Origin of the sequence: Ktedonosporobacter rubrisoli (assembly GCF_004208415.1) — a bacterium.
In the GTDB taxonomy this organism is placed as follows: domain Bacteria; phylum Chloroflexota; class Ktedonobacteria; order Ktedonobacterales; family Ktedonobacteraceae; genus Ktedonosporobacter; species Ktedonosporobacter rubrisoli.
This window is the reverse complement of record NZ_CP035758.1, coordinates 5171256-5188179: the sequence shown is the minus strand read 5'-3', so window position 1 is coordinate 5188179 and position 16924 is coordinate 5171256. Positions and strand designations below refer to the sequence as shown.

The following is a 16924-nucleotide window of genomic DNA, read 5'->3' as shown; positions in this document are numbered from 1 at the left end:
CATATATCTTCTTTACATAAAATAAACTTACAGCTTAAGAGGCTTCATCCATCCTGTAGCTATCACTTTCACACGAAAAAGTAGATATAGCATAGCGAATGCGGAGTGATCCGTAAAAGATCAAATAGCCTGATGAAAATAGCCCTTACTCGATCTCTTCATTGACTCTACGCTTCTCCATAAGCTTTTCATAATTATGCACTATTATGCGGGTATCGGGATGATCTGGCCCTAGCATCTCCTGGTTAATGGTCAGCGCTTGCTCAAAAAGGTCCCTGGCTTGCTCGTACCTACCTTGATGAGAATAAAGCATAGCCAAAGCATAAAGGCTATGAGCCGTGTCAATATGCATAAGGCCTAACGTTTTTTTACATATAGACAGAGCTCTCTGGAACACTGGCTCGGCTTGATCGAACTGCTCTCGACTACAGTAGGATACTCCTAATCTATAAAGATACTGTGCTAAGTTTGGATGAGCAGGTCCGAGCATCTTCTCATACACCTTTAAAATATATTTAAAGAACATCTCGGCTTTTTCGTATTTCTTCTGATTCTGGTAAAGTGTTGCTAGATTATTAAAAGTTTGTATTGTAATAGGATGATCGTATCCGAGTCTTTGCTCCATGATTTCCAGCGCCCTCCGAAAGAGCTCCTCGGCCTGTTCACACTTGCCTTGTTTCGAAAAAAGACTTGCTAAGTTGTTCAAAACGTGTGCTGTCTCAGTATGGTTAGGTCCGAGCACTTTTTCACGGATCATCAGGGCTTGTTGGTAAAGTTCCTCAGCCTGCTCGCATTTGTCTTGGTCCGAGTAAAGACTTGCTAAGTTGTTCAAAACGTGTGCTGTCTCAGTATGGCAGGAACCTAAGATGCGTTGGTTGAGTATCAGGGCTCGTTGATAGAGCAGTTCAGCCTGCTCGTACCTTTTCTGTTGATGATAGTACATCCCTAAGTTATTAAGACTTTGGGCTATATTAGGGTGCTCCGGTCCCAGGACTTTTTTACGGATCATCAGGGCTCGTTGATAGAGTGGTTCAGCCAGATCGTACTTGCCTTGTTTGATATAGAGTGCTGCTAGATTATTGAGGATTCCTACTGTGCTAGGGTGATTAGGGCCTAAGACATGTTGGCGGATAGCGAGGACGCGCTGATACAATTGCTCAGCTTGCTCGTATTTGCCTTGGCTCTCACTAAGGGCCGCTTGTTTTACTGGACCAGAGGTGGCTATGGGATGTCTAAATAGGAAGCCAGTATGTTGAATATAACAAATGGCCTGGTGGGAAGCGCCATATTTTGGCAACTTAGCGAAGAATTTTTCTGCTTATTGCGGTGTCGAGCAATGTGCACTGTCCTGAAGAAACTAATAGCAGGGGCTAATCAAGTTAGGATTATGTTGATAGCGCGTAACCTGAGAGAGAATAAATTAGGATATTGTATAATTTGTGGAGAAATTGTCATTGCTATCAGCAAGGTAATGTTAGGGGCGGAACCGACGGGATTCGAACCCGCGATCTTCTGCGTGACAGGCAGACATGTTAGGCCACTACACCACGGCTCCTTACTTTTGGCGGCTCTGCTTGAACGCGCCTCTCGTGAGAAGATAATAACAGACAATGTTATTTCTGTCAACCTCTTAAGCTCACCTATTTGGCATTCCTGCTTACCCCTTTCAGATACCCTCTGGGCATACCTTCTTTCTCCTCTCTCCATACTAAATATTTCAACCAACCACATGGTTGACTTTTGGAAAGGTATATGTTAATCTTCAACCAACCACATGGTTGATAAATGCTTGCCTGACAATTACTTCATTGGTCAGTAAGCCCAGAGAACTAATGCGAAAAGAAGATGGAGGATGCTAATCAGATGACGGTGCATAAAAGTGAAGCCACGCGTAAGAGCGAGAATCGGGCCCAGGCCCTGGTTCTTGCCGCCTATAACTGTATTGCTGAGAAGGGTTTCGAGGGGCTGCGGTTGAGAGAGATAGCGGAACAAGTGGGCATCAATCATGCTACCTTGCACCACTACTTTCCCACCAAAGAGGCGCTCATCCAAGCTGTGGTGCTCTATGCGACGCAACGCCTGGCGCAAACCGTTGGTGCTTCTGAAGGGGCGCCTGCCGAACAGCTACGCGCTCACTTTAAGTTGATCCGTCAGCAAATGCAGGAAGAGCCGTCTCTCTTCATTGTTCTAACCGAGGTGGGTATGCGGGCGCAGCGTGATCCGGCTATCCGGGCCATTGCCAGCCAGCAGGCCGAGCGTTGGCATGCTTTCTTTGTGAAAATTCTCAAAGCTGGGATTGAGCAAGGCGACTGGTCGGCAGATCTTGATGCTGAAGCCGCTGCCTCTACGATCGTCGCGGTTATACAGAGCATTACCTTGATAAATACCAAACTGTCTTCAGTTAGAATGGAGCAAGCACTGCAGCAGCTTGAGCGCTGGCTTGTGGGCTAAATAGTTGCTGGATAATTTACGCACCAGCTCTCTTTCTACGTTCTAAAACCCCATGCATGGGAGCATAAACTCTATGCTCTCCTGGATTTTTATATCCTGTCGTCTCGTCGTCAGTTCGACAATATATAAGTGCTAAAAGAAAGGATCTCAACTGCTATGAATAACCTATCCCATCATACCGAACATGTTCCTGTTTTGATCGTCGGTGGTAGCCTGGTTGGGCTTTCGGCGGCCCTCTTCCTTGCCTGGCGTGGCGTTCCCTGTCTGCTGGTAGAGCGCCATGTCGGTACCTCGCCTTTTGCACGCGCCGGAGGCTTTAATCCGCGTACCCTTGAGATTTATCGCTCGGTTGGCCTTGAGCCAGCTATTCGGGAGGCGGCTCCGATTGAATTTAGCGGTATGAAGATTATCAGCGTGGAGACGCTGGCTGGCAAGGAACTTGGCACTTTTCTTGAAAATACCAGCAGCTATACTATGTCTGCCAGTCCTGTTGCAGGCAGCATCATTACACAGGATATTCTGGAGCCTCTTTTACGCAAACATGCCTGCGCACTTGGCGCTGATTTGCGCTTCGCAACCGAATGTGTCACCTTTGAGCAGGATAGTGAGGGTGTTAGTGCCCTGATCCGTGATCTGGCGAGCGGAAAGGAGCAGCATGTGTCTGCCGATTATCTGATAGCTGCCGATGGCAATCTTAGCCCTATTCGCCAAAAGCTGGGCATTCGTGTGCAGGGGCCGGGTATGTTGGCACATCAGATGAATATCCGCTTCCAGGCAGATCTGCGCGCTCCGCTTCGTGGGCGCCGTTTACTCGTCTATTATGTAACAAGCGTTCAAGGTCTATGCGCTGGCAATGAACGTGGTGGCTTTCTCTCTATCCCTTACGATCCTGAGAAGGAGAGCGAACAGGATTTTCGGGGCCCGCGTGGCATCGAAGCTGTACGCGCCGCAATTGGCGTACCTGATCTTGATGTTAAGATACAGGATGTACTTTCCTGGGAGATGGCGGATTGGCTGGCTGATCGTTTTCATCTGGATAGAGTCTTTCTGGTTGGTGATGCGGCTCATGTTGTACCCCCTACGGGAGCCTATGGCGCCAATACGGGTATTGCTGATGCCCATAATTTGGCCTGGAAGCTAGCTCTGGTGCTCCAGGGAAAGGCCGGAGCCGGGTTACTGGCCACTTACGAGCATGAGCGACGCGCAGCAGCGCGCCTGGCTGTTGAGCAAGCTTTTCTAAACTATATTGAGCGCCTTCATCCAGATATAAGTGCTCAACCGGACATCGAGAAGACCGCCTATGATATTCCTATCTTTGGCTACCTCTATCATTCTAGGGCTGTGTTGTCTGAAGATAATGCTACTTATGAAGATCCACAGTCCCCGAGCGGCAAGCCAGGAGCCCGAGCTCCTCATGTAGCGCTAGAGCGTGCAGGACGATCTCTTTCAACCCTTGATCTCTTCGGCCACGATTTTGTGCTCTTGAGCGGAAGAGGGGGCTCTGCCTGGTGTGATGCGGCCGCAGATGTAGCAAAGAGCCTTGATATTGCCTTGCCTATATATCGTGTGGATAGCGATGTTGTGGATGTTGAGCAGCGCTTCTCCCGCATTTATGGCATCTCCAAAACCGGAGCCACGCTTGTGCGGCCAGACGGCTTTATTGCCTGGCGGGCATATGAGGGAAGCCCGCAGGCTCGGCAAGAGCTTGAACTGGTGCTGACCCAGATACTAGCACGTTAAAATTTGCCTTCCGTCGACCATCTAAAGCTAGAGTGAGGCTTGGAGCGTTGGAGGCCACTTTCAGCGCTTCAAGCAACCTTCCAGATATTTCATGCTGTATCTGCCAATCCCTGGCCGGGAAATATTGCCTTCATTTTCCAACTTAGCGCACCAGTCAAAACCGCATACGAATCAGCAGATCACGTGGAAGGAGCTTTCTATACCTATAATCTCGTAGGCCGATCCCCTGGCTTCCCAGGGTCTTTTTTTGAAGCGAGTCAGGCCAAAATGAGCGTCGGGAAGAGGCCAGAGGCAAGCGGGTTTGGTTCGCATAGATGGCTGGTTTGAGTATAGGGAAGGTAAAAGCTCACAAGGAATCTATAGATTTAAGGACAGATATACCCATATAATAGAGATAATGATAAACGAGAGCATACTTGAATATGAGTATAATGAATGTAAGAGGTATATCTATGTTTTTGTAGCTGTTTGTGTGCGCTCTTCTGGAAGGCAGGTATCTATGTCTACTCATCACCATAATCGCCAAGGTGCTCTCGATAAGCAGAACGCTAAAACTATCTCCTGCCCCATTTGTCTGGCAGTTTATGCCCCGGCTCAGACACACCATTATCTCTTGCATGCCTCTGATGAAGTTCTAGAATCGGTTTTTGTTGGTATGTGCCATTTCTGTTTTCGCTGTAGACGGCCAGCCTGTCCCGCTTGCTGGGATGAGGGCTACAAAGTGTGCCGCCATTGTGTGCAGGAAACAGGTCTGCCTATGCAGCCAAAGGTAGAGCTGCTGGCTGGGGGGGCATCAATCTGGCCGAGCCAGGAACAGAATCTCTTTCAAGCCACCCCACTTATTTGTATTCATCCCGGCCATTTTCATAAGATGGCCGATCCGCGCGAGCGGCTGGCATCTGTACCAACCAGACCCGCGGTAGTCGAAGCCGGTCGCAAGCAAAGTGGAAAGACGCCATCTGTGCCTGCGACTCCTATGCCCGCGTTCCATGAGCCTGCGCACCAGGGAGAACTAGATGTTGCAGAGATCGAAACCAGGCCAGAATGGGCGCTGGGTCCACTCAAACTGCTTGAATACGTCCTCACCTTCTCTCTCACTATTTTACTAGCTATAGTCATTATCCTGGTAATAGGAGCATCCATCTCTGCTAACGTTAATACGTTTATTGCTAATATACTTCACGTTGACATTCGGGCTGAAATAGCGTATCTTTGGCAACTAATCGAACATTTCTTTTGGTGATATGAGAAAGGGCGATGGGATTGGATGATCTAAGTTATGATATTCTTGTTGATGGCTATAATGTAATCAAAAATAACCTGATGTTTCGGACCCTGGAGACCCGCAGCCAGGCAAATGCCCGTGATTTACTGATTAAGCAGCTCAAGAATCGTTTTCGTCATACCCTGCATAGAGTTATTGTCGTCTTTGATGGAAACGGGACTAGAGAGCAAGTGAGCCATGACGATCATATTCGAATTATTTTCTCGCGCCATGGCGAAACAGCTGATAACGTCATTGTGCGTCTCGCAGCCCAGGCCAGGCAGGCAGGCCGTAAAGTGGTGATGTATAGCGATGATGATGAAGTACAATGCAAGGTTTCAGAGCAAGGCGGCAATGTGCACACAACCGGTCAACTTACCCGCAAACTCCACGCCCCTCCCCGCGATGTAGAGATTCGTTCCCAACACCGCCAAACAATGCGCCGCATATATGGTCTCGATCCCGCCTACAAATATGAAGACGATCTGGAACCGGTATATTATCCCAATGGCAAGAAACTGAAGAGGCGCAAGTCGCACCGTCATTAAGGTGGGTGGGGCACAGGCAGAAAAAGTGTTTGCCTGGCCCTTTTAGTCTTATTTGTGTAATACCGAAGGCAATTCCTCCACTGCATCATTGACCTTCGTTGCGGATTTAACCGCTGCCTGCGCTCCAGCTGCTATCTCTGCTTGCTTACCGAAGCGTGTGCGCAGAACATATACAAACGCCTCAAAGAAAATCTTGCGCGACATCTTAGATTTGCCAACGCGGCGATCCATGAAAATGATTGGTGTCTCCACGATCTTAAAGCCCTGCTTGAGCACGCGATAAACCAGTTCTACTTGAAAGGCATAGCCTTGTGACTGGATCGTATCCAGGTCGATGCTCTCCAGGACTTCCCGCCGGTAACAGCGAAAGCCCGATGTGCAATCTTTAATCGGAATGTTGAGTGTAAAGCGCGCGAAAATATTGCCGCAGCCGCTAATGAAGCGGCGCGCAATGGACCAGTTAGGTGTTGCTCCTCCCGGGATATAGCGCGAGCCAATTACCAGATCCGCTTGCTGAATTGCTTTGAGGAAATCGGGGAGATAGCGTGGATCGTGCGAGAAATCAGCATCCATTTCGAAGGCTGCATCGTAGCCATGCTCTATTGCATACTTGAAGCCCGCGATATAGGCGGTGCCCAGGCCAAGTTTGCCAGAACGGTGCAGAACGTGGATTTGTGGGTTCTCGTTATGCATCTGGTCAGCCAGCTTTCCTGTCCCATCTGGCGAGTTATCGTCAATGACCAAAATATCAGTTTCAGGAGCATAAGAGAACGTGGCCTCAATGAGAGGAGACAGGTTCTCAGCTTCGTTATAGGTTGGAATAATAATTAATGTTTTCATAACCACTATTCTCCAGTGCTTGCCGATGCTGACGCTGGTGTGAGATCTGAGAAGCGTTCATCCATAGGCGATTGATTACCATCCGTGTGCTTGTTCTCCCCATCGTGTTTTGCTGAGATATCAACGCCCTGAATGGAGCGGAATAAGAGTACAGCGCCTATGCCTATCGACAAACCGAACCAGAGAGTGCAAAGACGAATAAGCAATGTGGCAGCCCCACCCAGGGTTGCAGAAGTTGATATCAAGACACGTGTCAGCCCCAGCATACTGCTATCAGCGGTTCCCAACCCTCCAGGTAGACCTGATGCAGAGCCGATGAGTGATGAGACGGCGAGAATAAACACGGCTTTGATAAAGAGATCAAAACTGTGTGCAATGCCCAGTCCACTGTAGACGAAGTACAGAGCTACGCATTCGCCAGACCAGGACACCAGGCCAATACAGATAGCGAACAGCAATGGTCGCCACTGCAATAAGGTATAGGAAGTCTCGTAGAATTCGCGCATTAAGTGCGTAATTCGTGAGATTACCGGTAAGCGTTCTCCAAAGCTCAGCAGAGCGAGGGCTAGCCGGCGGTTTTGAATAAGCAGAATACCCACGAAGCCGAGGCTCACTATGATGAGTAATAATTCCCAGCCGAAACGGTACAGCGCTAGTCCCGTTGTGGCTAATCCTACCATAGCAATGCCATCAGTAAGCCGCTCGGCTACGATAATAGGCGAGGTCCGGCTGATGGGTTCTCCGGTGGCCCTCTTGAGTAGATATGATTTGAGAAGCTCGCCAACTTTGCCCGGCGTAATCGCCATTGAGAGGCCGGAAAGGAAGATGAGCAAGCTTTTGCCTCGGCTGACTTTTATTTTCAAGTAACGCAGGTAATATTGCCATTTCACGAAACGCATAAAATAGTTGAATAGTGTAAAGCCCAGAATGAGAGGCAGATAGGCCCAATGGAAGTGTGCAAGCGCCTCTATCATATGCGGAAGGTCCGCATAGAGTGTTATGGCTGTCATCACTATGAAGGCCAGGATCAGTGAAAACACTATTCCCAAACGTATCTTACGAGTATGCAAATACAGGCTCCATTACTATGGCAAGATATAAAGTACGGTAATAATCAAGATTGTACACAAAATAACGGTTCCGAGCATGTGTCGGTCACGTAATAGGATTTCTTCAGGACTACCGCCCTCCATACGCATATATACCAGGTACAGGTAACGAAAGATGCCATACAGCACAAGCGGTACGGTCAGAATCAACCTGTGGTGTCCCGTTGGGCTTTGAACTGTATAGAGGCTGTAGGCTACCACTGTAGCTGCTACGACAATGGTGATCATTTGGTCAAGCATAGGAATGCTGTACTCTTTGAGGATCTGCCTGTGCTGCGAGGCCTCCCCCTGCAGTAATGTAAGCTCATGGCGTCGTTTGCTTAAGGCCAGGAAAAGGGAGAGCAGGCAGGTTACCATACCCAACCATGGGGAAATAGAGACAGGAATGACCACAGCTCCGGCTATGATGCGTAGCACAAAGCCACCGGCGATAATAAAAACGTCGATGAGTACGATATGCTTGAGGCGGATGCTATAGAGTACCATAATCATGAGATAGAGAGCTACAGTGAGGGCAAATAGGAAATTGGCGCCTCCCAGGTCTGCATAGATAGTAGCATTTACTGGTGCGATGGGTATATTAAAGAGGAAGAGTATAAGCGTGATACAGCCCAGGATTAGGACGCTCATTGCCGCAATTGCCCAGGATATTGGTAATCTTCCCGAGGCCAGGGGACGTAGACGTTTTACTGGATGTTGCCTGTCACGATCTATATCCAGAAGATCGTTTAGTAAATAAATACTACTAGAGGCCAGGCAAAATGCAATGAAAGCCAGTATGGCCCTCTCAAAAGAAGCTAGATCAAAAAGCCTTTGCGCAAAGATGATGGCGACGAATACAGCTAAATTTTTGGTCCATTGGCGAGGACGAAGCGCAAGTACTAACGCCGAGAGGCGTTCCCGAAGATCGGAACTTTTAGTTGGAACACTCTGTGTAGATGTAGGTTGTCTATCTGGATTTTCATCTTTGGACGTTTGGGCCACTTGATGCTTATCTCGCTTGGTGATTGCTTTCTCCAAGAATATTTATCCCTTCAACACGTCGCAAGTGTAGAAACTAACTACAAAACCAAACGTTTGGCCGGGAAAGGAGTAACAAATTATAGGGGTCTAGCAGGAGTTGGGCTGCCTCTTTACTAGTAGGCGAGCAGGCCTGCTCTTCTTAGCCGCCCACATCTCAACATGGCAAATATGGGCCAACAATTCCTGCCCACAAGTCAGCGCTAGCCAGCGCCGAAAAGGCCAGGAAGTTTTGTAGGTAAGGAGGCATATAAAAACCTGGCCCGCCTTTTCGGTATATCTCTTGTACGCTAGCTTATCCTCGCCCGCTGTTAGTAGATGCGCCTCTTCAAATCAGACAGGCGATGTAGCGTGATCCTGTGCTTGTCTGTACTGATAAACTGCTTGTCAGTAAAATAGCCGAGAACTTTGTTGACGCTCTCACGCGAGGCGCCAACCATTGAAGCTAGCTCCTGCTGAGTGAGACGTACATCGATCAGTGTGCCTCCCTCGACTTGAACTCCATGCGTTTCTGCCAGTTCGAGCAGCTTCTTGGCGACACGACCATAGACGTCAAGGAAAATGAGATCCTCAACCTGCTGATCAGTGCTGCGCAAGCGCTTGGAAAGCACCTCTAGCACCTGGATGGCTATCTTCGGGTTTTTCATGATCGCGTTGTGGAAATCGCTTCGCTGTAGCGTATAGCATTCCACTTTTTCCAGGGCAATGGCATCAGCGGAGCGCGGCAGCCCGTCGAGAAGGGCAAGCTCGCCAAAGTATTCTCCTTTGCCGAAAACGACCAGGGAGATCTCTTGCCCATCAGGACTGATGAGGCAGATTTTTACTTTGCCCTCTTTGATGACGTATAATACCTGACCAGGATCATCGCGGTGAAAGATGACTTCACCTGCGCGAAAGGTGCGTCGTCGCGCAACGCCCATGAATGCTCGAATGTCTTCGTCGCTTAGACTAGCAAAGATATATACCTGCTTGAAATATGCAGATTCGATTTCTGCCTCCATAGTCTCTTCCTTCACAGTTTTTTTTGACTGCCTTCGCTTCTGTGTGCAGTCATGATAGCATAAACCTATCTTTGCGCGCAATCGTTGAGAAGATAGTTAGAACCATTGTTAGCCTAAATATAGACCCAACAATAAAAGGGACGGGCAAGGCTCTACCATCCAGGGTTGTACCGCTTGCAACAAGGGGCGCTGAAAGGCAATGTGCTCGTTGATAAGGAAGATATTTCACGTGCCAGGGCTTTTTCTCTCTCGTCCCGCCGGGACAAAAGTGGGGGCACAGGCCTTGCCTCATTCTCTAAAATATATAGCCATGCTGTTCAATGTATGCTATAATACCTGAGTAGATAGGTAGGAATTAAGACTTTTATGTTTAATTCAGCGAAAACCTGAAAAAAGGAGAATAGCCATGAGGATAAGCTTCCGCGTGGCTAATGAGGATAGGTTACATGGCGGATACTATTACTGCCGACATGATCATACATGATGTGGTGTCCAGGTACCCTGCAACGGTTAAGGTCTTCCATGGGCATGGCCTGCCTTGCACCGCCTGTGCTGTCGGCTCACGAGAAAGTGTTGCACAGGGAGCGCGGACGCATCGTTTTACTCCCGAGAAGCTTGATCAGATCGTTAAGGATCTGAATGCAGTTATCAATGGAGAGCCCGTTTCTGTCGCTCCTAAGAAGGCTCCTGTAGGGCGTGGCGTGCCTCTGACTATGGCCAATTCTGCCGCTGATCGTAAGATCAAGCAGGTGATCGCGATTATGAGTGGTAAAGGCGGGGTTGGTAAGTCGCTGGTGACAGGACTACTTGCAGTTTCGCTGCGACGTCAAGGTCAGCGCGTAGGTGTGCTTGATGGCGATATTACCGGCCCTAGCATTGCCCGCATGTTTGGTACTAAAGGGCAGCCAACCAAGTCACCCAATGGGGGGATTGAGCCACTTGTCAGCAAGGGTGGCATTAAGATCATGTCTATGAACATGTTCCTTGAAAGGGAGAGCGACCCGGTGGTCTGGCGTGGCCCTATGGTCTCTAGCGCTATTAAGCAGTTCTATAGCGATGTGGACTGGGGAGAGCTTGATTATTTGCTGGTAGATCTACCTCCCGGCACTTCCGATGCGCCGATGACTGTCATGCAGGCTTTGCCTGTCGATGGCGTGGTAATTGTTTCTTCGCCCCAGATGCTGGCGACGATGATTGTGATGAAGTGTATTAATATGGTACGCCAACTCAAGGGGCTGATTGTTGGGGTAGTAGAAAATATGGCTTACTTTGAGACCCCCAACGGTGAGCGCTATGAGATCTTTGGCCCCAGCAACGGAACTGAACTTGTGTCGATGACGGGGGCTCCTTTGTTGGGGCATCTGCCCATCGATCCTTCCTTGACGACCCTTTGCGATTCAGGGCGGGTTGAGGAATATTATGCCGAGGCCTATGAAGAGTTGGCGGGCAACTTCGTTAATACCTTAAAGATTAAACGTTAAACGCAAGTCATGCTTATGCTTGGCGGCTCCTACTCTCCGTGCTCTCCCTGAGAGGGAACGGCGGATATAGAGGCCGCCATTTTTTTCTTTCCTGTTTGCAAACCATTGTTCCTTGCGCACTCCTCGTTGGCTGCAGCGACAGCAATGAAGCAGTGGTCTAGATAACTGGTTGGTATTAAGAGTCTATTAAAGATCGCGAATTCAACGCAAGTTACTCGCCTGCCTCGCTTTTTATGGTTGACGCTACTCTCTTACATGAGGTATGCTATACGTACTTGTTGGGCACGTCGATGTTCTTCGAATTTCTCAATAGACGTTTGTCCCAATTATTGTCGTTGACTCCCTTCGGTCAGAATGCCTGTCCCTGGACAGAAATTCTTGCTTTGTCACATGCCAATCTAGCGGCTCATTTAGAGATATCAGGCCAGTGGTATCGATAACCGGTAGACATAAGCTATGTTCAATGTCTGGCTTGCTTGCTCTATAGAGACTGATAAATAATCGTGCGTGTGATTGTAAAGTCTGGTATTTTAGCTGAATATATTTTTATTTGCAGACTTCGATGACATCTTGCTTAGAATATGCGATTTCAGGGAAGGGCGCGTATAGGTTCTAGATTATCCAGCGAATGCAGAATAATCTGAACGGCACTTTTCGTTGTTTCAAGGCATAAGAGGTGAGATGCGCATCGGGTGTCATTCATATTTTGCAGTACTGTGATATGGAAGAAGCATTCCAAACATGGCGAGAGCTGCTGGGCTGGGTCATACGCGACTCTCAGAAGCGGCAACACCTTGCCGAGGCGATAGGAGTTAATCCTGTTACGTTGACACGATGGGCTGTAAACAAGTCTAATCCACGCCCGGATGCCTTGCGCTCTCTTGTTGCTGCTTTGCCGCAGTATCATGAGCAGCTTTCTCGTCTTATCGCTGAAGAATATCCCTACATTTTAACTGAGAATTTGGCGGAGTCAGAAGGCGCGATGGAGGTAGTTCCATCTTCGTTTTATGCTCAGATATTAAATATTCATACGACCAATCCGCCTGTTTTACGCGCCTCTTCGATTTGCCTGGCCATTTTGCAGCAGATGTTAAAACAGCTTGATCCTCAAGAGGAAGGAATTGCTATTTTTATCGCTGTCTGCGTGCCTCCTGCTCAGCAGGGACGAAAAGTGCGCAGCTTACGCAAATCGTGGGGGCGTGGAAATATGTCCTGGCATGGCCAGTTAGAGCACTGGTCACAATTCTTTGGCGCCGAGTCCCAAACCGGCTGTAGTGCTGTATCAGGACGTCCAATTGTCGTGATGTCCCATGGGGAGAGAGAACAACTTTTCCCTGCTCATCTTCATCCAAAGCTGGGAAGTTCGGTAACCTGGCCGATCCTGCTGTCTGATTCTATTGCTGGATGCTTATGTATTATCTCTGAGCGACCGAATTGTTTTTCGCAGTCTCAGTTAGATGTCATTCAGAGTTATGCGGATTTATGTGCGCTGGCGTTTGAGCCCGACGAATTCTACAATTTACGGCAGTTAGAGCTTGGCATTATGCCTTCATATAGAGCGCAGCAGGTCTATGTGGCTTCATTTCAGCAGCACGTGCAGAGGCGGATGCTCCAGGCTGCTCAAAGGGGCCAGTTCATCACGCGTCCCCAGGCCGAGCTTTTTGTCTGGCAAGAGTTAGAAGAGCGATTGCTCCAACTTTCCTTGGAGATAGGTAAGCAGATACCAGAAGGGGAGATCTTCCCTTCTAATGCCTGGTTTGGACCTGACGAAAAACAAAACGGTGCGCTATAGCAAAGTTGTAGAAGAAGACGCTGACGATGCCGATAGTGCTTGCCAGGTAAGGATTGAGATGCAGCCCGCTGGTAAGCATTAGGGCCAGGAAATAGGTAATAATCTGAGCTGAGAGGCTGGCCATCTGAGCTTTTATGGCGCGTGTGATCCAAGCCTTAATGCTCAGGTGCTTTTGTTCTCCATACGTATAAAGCTGGTTGAAGATAAAGTTGATGTTTGTGCTTACCTCGAAGGCAAAGGCTAGCGCCAGGGGATACAGTCCGTTGCCCATGATATAGAGGAAAAAGGCCAGGGCCAGTAGATGTATGGGAATACCCAGGCCTCCTACCAGGGCATAGCGCAGCAGGCGCTGGCATAGTGGACCGCGCAGGAGCCCGCTAAGGCGTGCCAACATAGCATAGCCTCCCCTTCTCTAAATACATCTCCATCTTATCATGCATGCTTAGCACCAACAAGTTAGAGGTGCTTTTCCTGGTAGATATGGGTCATATGACCCTTTTTGGCTTTGCAACAAGCGGATATACTCTCTCTATCTCTAGTGGCCATCTATTTGGTAACTCTCAAGTTGTTTCGCACGTCCTGATAGTTATGCTATGGGCTATTGTCTTGTCTTCGCTGTGTGTATTGAAGGATGAGGGCGCAACTATTTGTAGGGACAGCTGAAAAAGCCACTCAATAAGGGATGTAAGCAGGTGGGGCTGGCAGGGCGAGCAAGGATGTATGAGAGGTGATGGATATGCTTAAAAAGTCAGCATCAGCACTGCTCAGGCTCGACTCGCGGCTAAACGTGCGCCCTACGCCAGATCGGCGCCTGGGTCAGAGAGTAGCCCGCGCCATTTTAGCCCTGCTCTTTCTCACGGGGCTGGGTCTTTCGGTGCTGCCCTGGGGGCGTGCTTATACGCGTAGTGTGCTGCTCTTGCCAGCCTTAATTAGTGCTTCTGAACCTGCTCCTCTTGCACTGGCTGGAAACCCTGTACGCTTTATTCGTACAACGCTTCCTTCTTCTGCAGGACCGGTCTATCTGGATATCTATGAGCCGGCTGATGCGCTTCCGTTAGTTCCTGGAAAGCGGGCGGCGATCATTACTATCGCTGGGGTGGGCGATAACCGTAGCTCACCACAACTTGTTAATCTTGATCGGGCTCTGGCGCGTGAAGGGCTTGTTGTAGTGAATGTGGGGACGCAGACGCTCTTCAACTTTGCGCTATCAAAGTCTGATAGTGAGGCCGTGGTGCAGACATTCTCCTATCTGGCCCGGCGTCCCGACATAGATCCTGCGCGCATTGGTCTCTTTGGTTTGAGTGCCGGTGATGTGCTGGCCTGTCTGGCTGGCGCGGACCCGCGTATTCGGGATCGCATAGCCTTTATTGTTTCCTTTGGCGGCTATTTTGACGCCACAAGCCTGGTGCAGGAGGTAGGCAAGCGGGCCCTTATGGTCGATGGCCATGCGCAGCCCTGGCATCCCTACTATGTGCCTTTACAGGTTCTGACGAATATGGTCAGTGGCGTGCTGACGCCTGAAGAGAGCTCGTTATTACAGCAGGCTTTTATGCCCGGCGGACGAGCTTTAGATGAGGCCGAATTGGCGCAGTTGTCGCCTCCTGCCGTCGCTGCTTATCATCTCCTGGCCGGCGATGAGCCAGAGAACGTGGCCAAGAATATGGCAGCTCTTTCGCCAGCGATTAAAGCGCAGTTTGCGGCGCTCTCGCCAAGTTCTGTAGTTATGTATATTCATGCTCCGATCTACCTCTTGCACGATCGCGGCGATACCTATGTGCCCTTTACGCAGTCGCGCGAGTTCGCTACAGCCCTGGCTCGACTTCATCATCCCTATGATTTTGCCGAGTTCGGCATTTTTCAGCATGTTGAAGTCCGTTCAAATCTCAACTATGGTCAATTGCTTGGCGATGGCTCACGGCTCTTTCAGATTGCCAGTAAAATGCTCATAGCCGCATCATAAATGGCAAAGGGAGGCGCATATGCCTGAACTTTTTATGCTCTCGTTGTTATGGCTGGGAATTGGCTTGGTGGTTGGTGCGCTGTCTAATACCGCTGGCTTGCGACTGCCTGCCTGGGGAGCGCATGGCTGGCTCTTGATGCTTATTCTAGGCGCGCTGACAGCTCTGTTTGCCGGCTGGCTGGCTATAGTGTGCCTGGGCCGAATCTTTGCCACGTTAGTAGCTCTCTGGGTGAGTGTGCCTGTAGTTGCCTTCTGTCCACGTTGGCTGACGCGTGCGTATCTTTTGTGGCGCTCACGATACAATATGGAGCATAGTTCTGCAAAGCTGCTTTAATGGATGCTCTGGTCCTATGTAGGATGGGATGGCGGCATGTGGTAACTATGGTACCGGCGAGCGAGAGCCGGGCAGCTTGACCGCGCAGAGCTTTAGTGGTTATGCTGTCTTTACAGCTTCCTGGCAGAATGCTTCTCGTGTCCGAGTGTGAAGGGCCGCTCAGGGCATATGCCAGTGCTACTATATTTGTTTGAGGCCTCTAGCAGGTAACTTGCTGCTAGAGCTTAGTGGCCGCGTGAAGGAGCCTGGTTATTTTATGAGTTCGATCCATTCCAACGATGCGTTAAGAGTTGTGATTATTGGCTACGGGCATGGAGGTGAGGTATTTCATGCGCCTCTAGTCGCCAGCACGCCCGGTATGCGGGTAAGTGCGATTGTTACGAGCAATCCAGAGCGTCGCAGGCATGCTCAGCAGGCTTTTCCGCAGGCTGAGCTGTTGGCCTCGGCCGAGGAGATCTGGAAAGATCCTCGGCGCTACGATCTGGTGGTTGTCACAACACCTAATCGCTTTCATGTGTCCCTGGGCATTGCCGCGTTACAAGCCGGCCTCCCGGTTGTGGTTGATAAGCCATTTGCTGCCAGCGTGGCCGATGCCGAGCGTTTAATTGCCGTGAGCGAGGAAACCGGTAAGCTATTATCTGTATTTCATAATGCGCGCTGGGACAGCGTTTTTATGACGGCTCGGCGCATTGTAGAAGCGCAGCTGCTAGGATCAGTAGCACGCCTGGAATCGCGCTATGAGCGCTACCGACCGGTTCCCCGGGCTAATGCCTGGCGCGAACTTGCGGACTTCGCGGATGCCGGAGGATTGCTTTATGATCTTGGCAGCCATTTGATCGATCAGGCCTTGCTTCTCTTCGGTTTTCCCCGGCGCGTCTATGCTGAGATGCCGCGTAGGCGACCAGGTGTGGAGGTAGATGATGATACATTTGTTTCGCTGGAGTTTGCCAGCGGCGTACATGCCCATTTATGGATGAGCTCGGTTGTGCGCGTGCCAGCCTCGCGCTTGCGTATTACCGGCTTGCTTGGTACGTATGACAAATGGGGCGTTGATCCACAGGAAGAAATGTTGCGTGCTGGGATTCGTCCGGGCGATGAGCGCTGGGGAATGGAGCCGCGCGAGCGCTGGGGGCACATCTCGACGGAAGTAAGCGGATTGCATTTCGACGGGGCGATTGAGCCTGTGCGCGGCTGTTCTGAGCGCTATTATGCCTTGATGAGGGATGCTATCCTGACTGGGAGCCAGCTGCCCGTTGAACCGCGCGAGGCGCTGGCAACTTTGCAGGTGATCGAAGCGGCTCTGCGCAGCGCACAAGAACATACTGTAGTAGAGTTGGCTAACCTTGCATGACAGGCTCGCACTTAGAGGGGAGCTAGTAATCTG

Annotated in this window: 15 protein-coding genes and 1 tRNA gene; 9 read left to right on the top strand and 7 right to left on the bottom strand. The window is 49.8% G+C overall.

The features are described 5' to 3' along the window. Nucleotides 1–145: 145 nt before the first annotated feature. Nucleotides 146–1297: a tetratricopeptide repeat protein gene (locus tag EPA93_RS22645; protein ID WP_129889689.1), complete on the bottom strand. Its 1152-nt coding sequence runs from the start codon at nucleotides 1295–1297 to the stop codon at nucleotides 146–148. 184 nt (nucleotides 1298–1481) lie between these two features. Further along, nucleotides 1482–1555, bottom strand: a tRNA-Asp gene (locus tag EPA93_RS22640). Nucleotides 1556–1863: 308 nt separating this feature from the next. Between EPA93_RS22640 and EPA93_RS22635 the strand changes: the two genes are divergently transcribed. From EPA93_RS22635 to EPA93_RS22620, 4 genes are all read left to right on the top strand, one after another. Then, nucleotides 1864–2451 carry a TetR/AcrR family transcriptional regulator gene (locus tag EPA93_RS22635; RefSeq protein ID WP_165423333.1) on the top strand — a complete coding sequence of 196 codons (588 nt, stop codon included), beginning with the start codon at nucleotides 1864–1866 and terminating at the stop codon, nucleotides 2449–2451. Nucleotides 2452–2607: 156 nt separating this feature from the next. Then, nucleotides 2608–4191 (top strand): FAD-dependent monooxygenase, encoded by a 1584-nt coding sequence (locus EPA93_RS22630; protein WP_129889687.1) that lies wholly within the window; start codon nucleotides 2608–2610, stop codon nucleotides 4189–4191. A gap of 499 nt (nucleotides 4192–4690) precedes the next feature. Next, nucleotides 4691–5434: a hypothetical protein gene (locus EPA93_RS22625; protein ID WP_129889686.1), complete on the top strand. Its 744-nt coding sequence runs from the start codon at nucleotides 4691–4693 to the stop codon at nucleotides 5432–5434. 14 nt (nucleotides 5435–5448) lie between these two features. Continuing rightward, the gene (locus tag EPA93_RS22620) at nucleotides 5449–6003 is read left to right on the top strand and encodes an NYN domain-containing protein (protein ID WP_129889685.1); all 555 of its coding nucleotides are present in this window, start codon (nucleotides 5449–5451) and stop codon (nucleotides 6001–6003) included. A gap of 48 nt (nucleotides 6004–6051) precedes the next feature. On the opposite strand, the gene EPA93_RS22615 is transcribed toward EPA93_RS22620, so the two are convergent. From EPA93_RS22615 to EPA93_RS22600, 4 genes are all read right to left on the bottom strand, one after another. Next, entirely contained in the window at nucleotides 6052–6843 is a 792-nt protein-coding gene (locus tag EPA93_RS22615; protein WP_129889684.1) for a polyprenol monophosphomannose synthase, read from the bottom strand. 5 nt (nucleotides 6844–6848) lie between these two features. Then, entirely contained in the window at nucleotides 6849–7913 is a 1065-nt protein-coding gene (locus EPA93_RS22610; RefSeq protein ID WP_129889683.1) for a lysylphosphatidylglycerol synthase transmembrane domain-containing protein, read from the bottom strand. Nucleotides 7914–7928: 15 nt separating this feature from the next. Next, on the bottom strand, nucleotides 7929–8972 hold the full coding sequence (locus EPA93_RS22605) for a decaprenyl-phosphate phosphoribosyltransferase (protein ID WP_207229624.1): 1044 nt from the start codon (nucleotides 8970–8972) through the stop codon (nucleotides 7929–7931). Between the two features lie 311 nt (nucleotides 8973–9283). Next, a complete protein-coding gene (locus EPA93_RS22600) occupies nucleotides 9284–9973 on the bottom strand; it encodes a Crp/Fnr family transcriptional regulator (protein WP_129889682.1) in 690 nt (229 codons plus the stop codon). A 446-nt stretch (nucleotides 9974–10419) separates the two neighbouring features. Here EPA93_RS22600 and EPA93_RS22590 point away from each other — a divergent pair, with 446 nt between their 5' ends. Together EPA93_RS22590 and EPA93_RS22585 are read left to right on the top strand one after the other, a co-directional pair. After that, a complete protein-coding gene (locus EPA93_RS22590) occupies nucleotides 10420–11454 on the top strand; it encodes a P-loop NTPase (protein WP_165423332.1) in 1035 nt (344 codons plus the stop codon). 721 nt (nucleotides 11455–12175) lie between these two features. After that, complete coding sequence (locus tag EPA93_RS22585; protein WP_129889681.1) at nucleotides 12176–13246, top strand: GAF domain-containing protein; 1071 nt, start codon at nucleotides 12176–12178, stop codon at nucleotides 13244–13246. On the opposite strand, the gene EPA93_RS22580 is transcribed toward EPA93_RS22585, so the two are convergent. After that, the gene (locus EPA93_RS22580; protein WP_129889680.1) at nucleotides 13200–13640 is read right to left on the bottom strand and encodes a GtrA family protein; all 441 of its coding nucleotides are present in this window, start codon (nucleotides 13638–13640) and stop codon (nucleotides 13200–13202) included. The genes EPA93_RS22585 and EPA93_RS22580 overlap by 47 nt on opposite strands. Nucleotides 13641–13982: 342 nt before the next feature. Between EPA93_RS22580 and EPA93_RS22575 the strand changes: the two genes are divergently transcribed. The 3 genes from EPA93_RS22575 to EPA93_RS22565 all read left to right on the top strand — a co-directional run bounded on the left by EPA93_RS22575 (nucleotide 13983) and on the right by EPA93_RS22565 (nucleotide 16891). Then, nucleotides 13983–15206 (top strand): alpha/beta hydrolase family protein, encoded by a 1224-nt coding sequence (locus tag EPA93_RS22575; RefSeq protein ID WP_129889679.1) that lies wholly within the window; start codon nucleotides 13983–13985, stop codon nucleotides 15204–15206. 19 nt (nucleotides 15207–15225) lie between these two features. After that, nucleotides 15226–15540 (top strand): hypothetical protein, encoded by a 315-nt coding sequence (locus tag EPA93_RS22570; RefSeq protein WP_129889678.1) that lies wholly within the window; start codon nucleotides 15226–15228, stop codon nucleotides 15538–15540. Nucleotides 15541–15796: 256 nt separating this feature from the next. Then, entirely contained in the window at nucleotides 15797–16891 is a 1095-nt protein-coding gene (locus EPA93_RS22565; protein ID WP_129889677.1) for a Gfo/Idh/MocA family protein, read from the top strand. Nucleotides 16892–16924: the final 33 nt, after the last annotated feature.

Bases quoted from the DNA above. Each gene is read 5' to 3' on its own strand.
- EPA93_RS22635 (WP_165423333.1), top strand. From the start codon at position 1,864: ATGACGGTGCATAAAAGTGAAGCCACGCGTAAGAGCGAGAATCGGGCC.
- EPA93_RS22630 (WP_129889687.1), top strand. From the start codon at position 2,608: ATGAATAACCTATCCCATCATACCGAACATGTTCCTGTTTTGATCGTC.
- EPA93_RS22625 (WP_129889686.1), top strand. From the start codon at position 4,691: ATGTCTACTCATCACCATAATCGCCAAGGTGCTCTCGATAAGCAGAAC.
- EPA93_RS22620 (WP_129889685.1), top strand. From the start codon at position 5,449: ATGGGATTGGATGATCTAAGTTATGATATTCTTGTTGATGGCTATAAT.
- EPA93_RS22615 (WP_129889684.1), bottom strand. From the start codon at position 6,843: ATGAAAACATTAATTATTATTCCAACCTATAACGAAGCTGAGAACCTG.
- EPA93_RS22600 (WP_129889682.1), bottom strand. From the start codon at position 9,973: ATGGAGGCAGAAATCGAATCTGCATATTTCAAGCAGGTATATATCTTT.
- EPA93_RS22590 (WP_165423332.1), top strand. From the start codon at position 10,420: ATGGCGGATACTATTACTGCCGACATGATCATACATGATGTGGTGTCC.
- EPA93_RS22585 (WP_129889681.1), top strand. From the start codon at position 12,176: ATGGAAGAAGCATTCCAAACATGGCGAGAGCTGCTGGGCTGGGTCATA.
- EPA93_RS22580 (WP_129889680.1), bottom strand. From the start codon at position 13,640: ATGTTGGCACGCCTTAGCGGGCTCCTGCGCGGTCCACTATGCCAGCGC.
- EPA93_RS22575 (WP_129889679.1), top strand. From the start codon at position 13,983: ATGCTTAAAAAGTCAGCATCAGCACTGCTCAGGCTCGACTCGCGGCTA.
- EPA93_RS22570 (WP_129889678.1), top strand. From the start codon at position 15,226: ATGCCTGAACTTTTTATGCTCTCGTTGTTATGGCTGGGAATTGGCTTG.
- EPA93_RS22565 (WP_129889677.1), top strand. From the start codon at position 15,797: ATGAGTTCGATCCATTCCAACGATGCGTTAAGAGTTGTGATTATTGGC.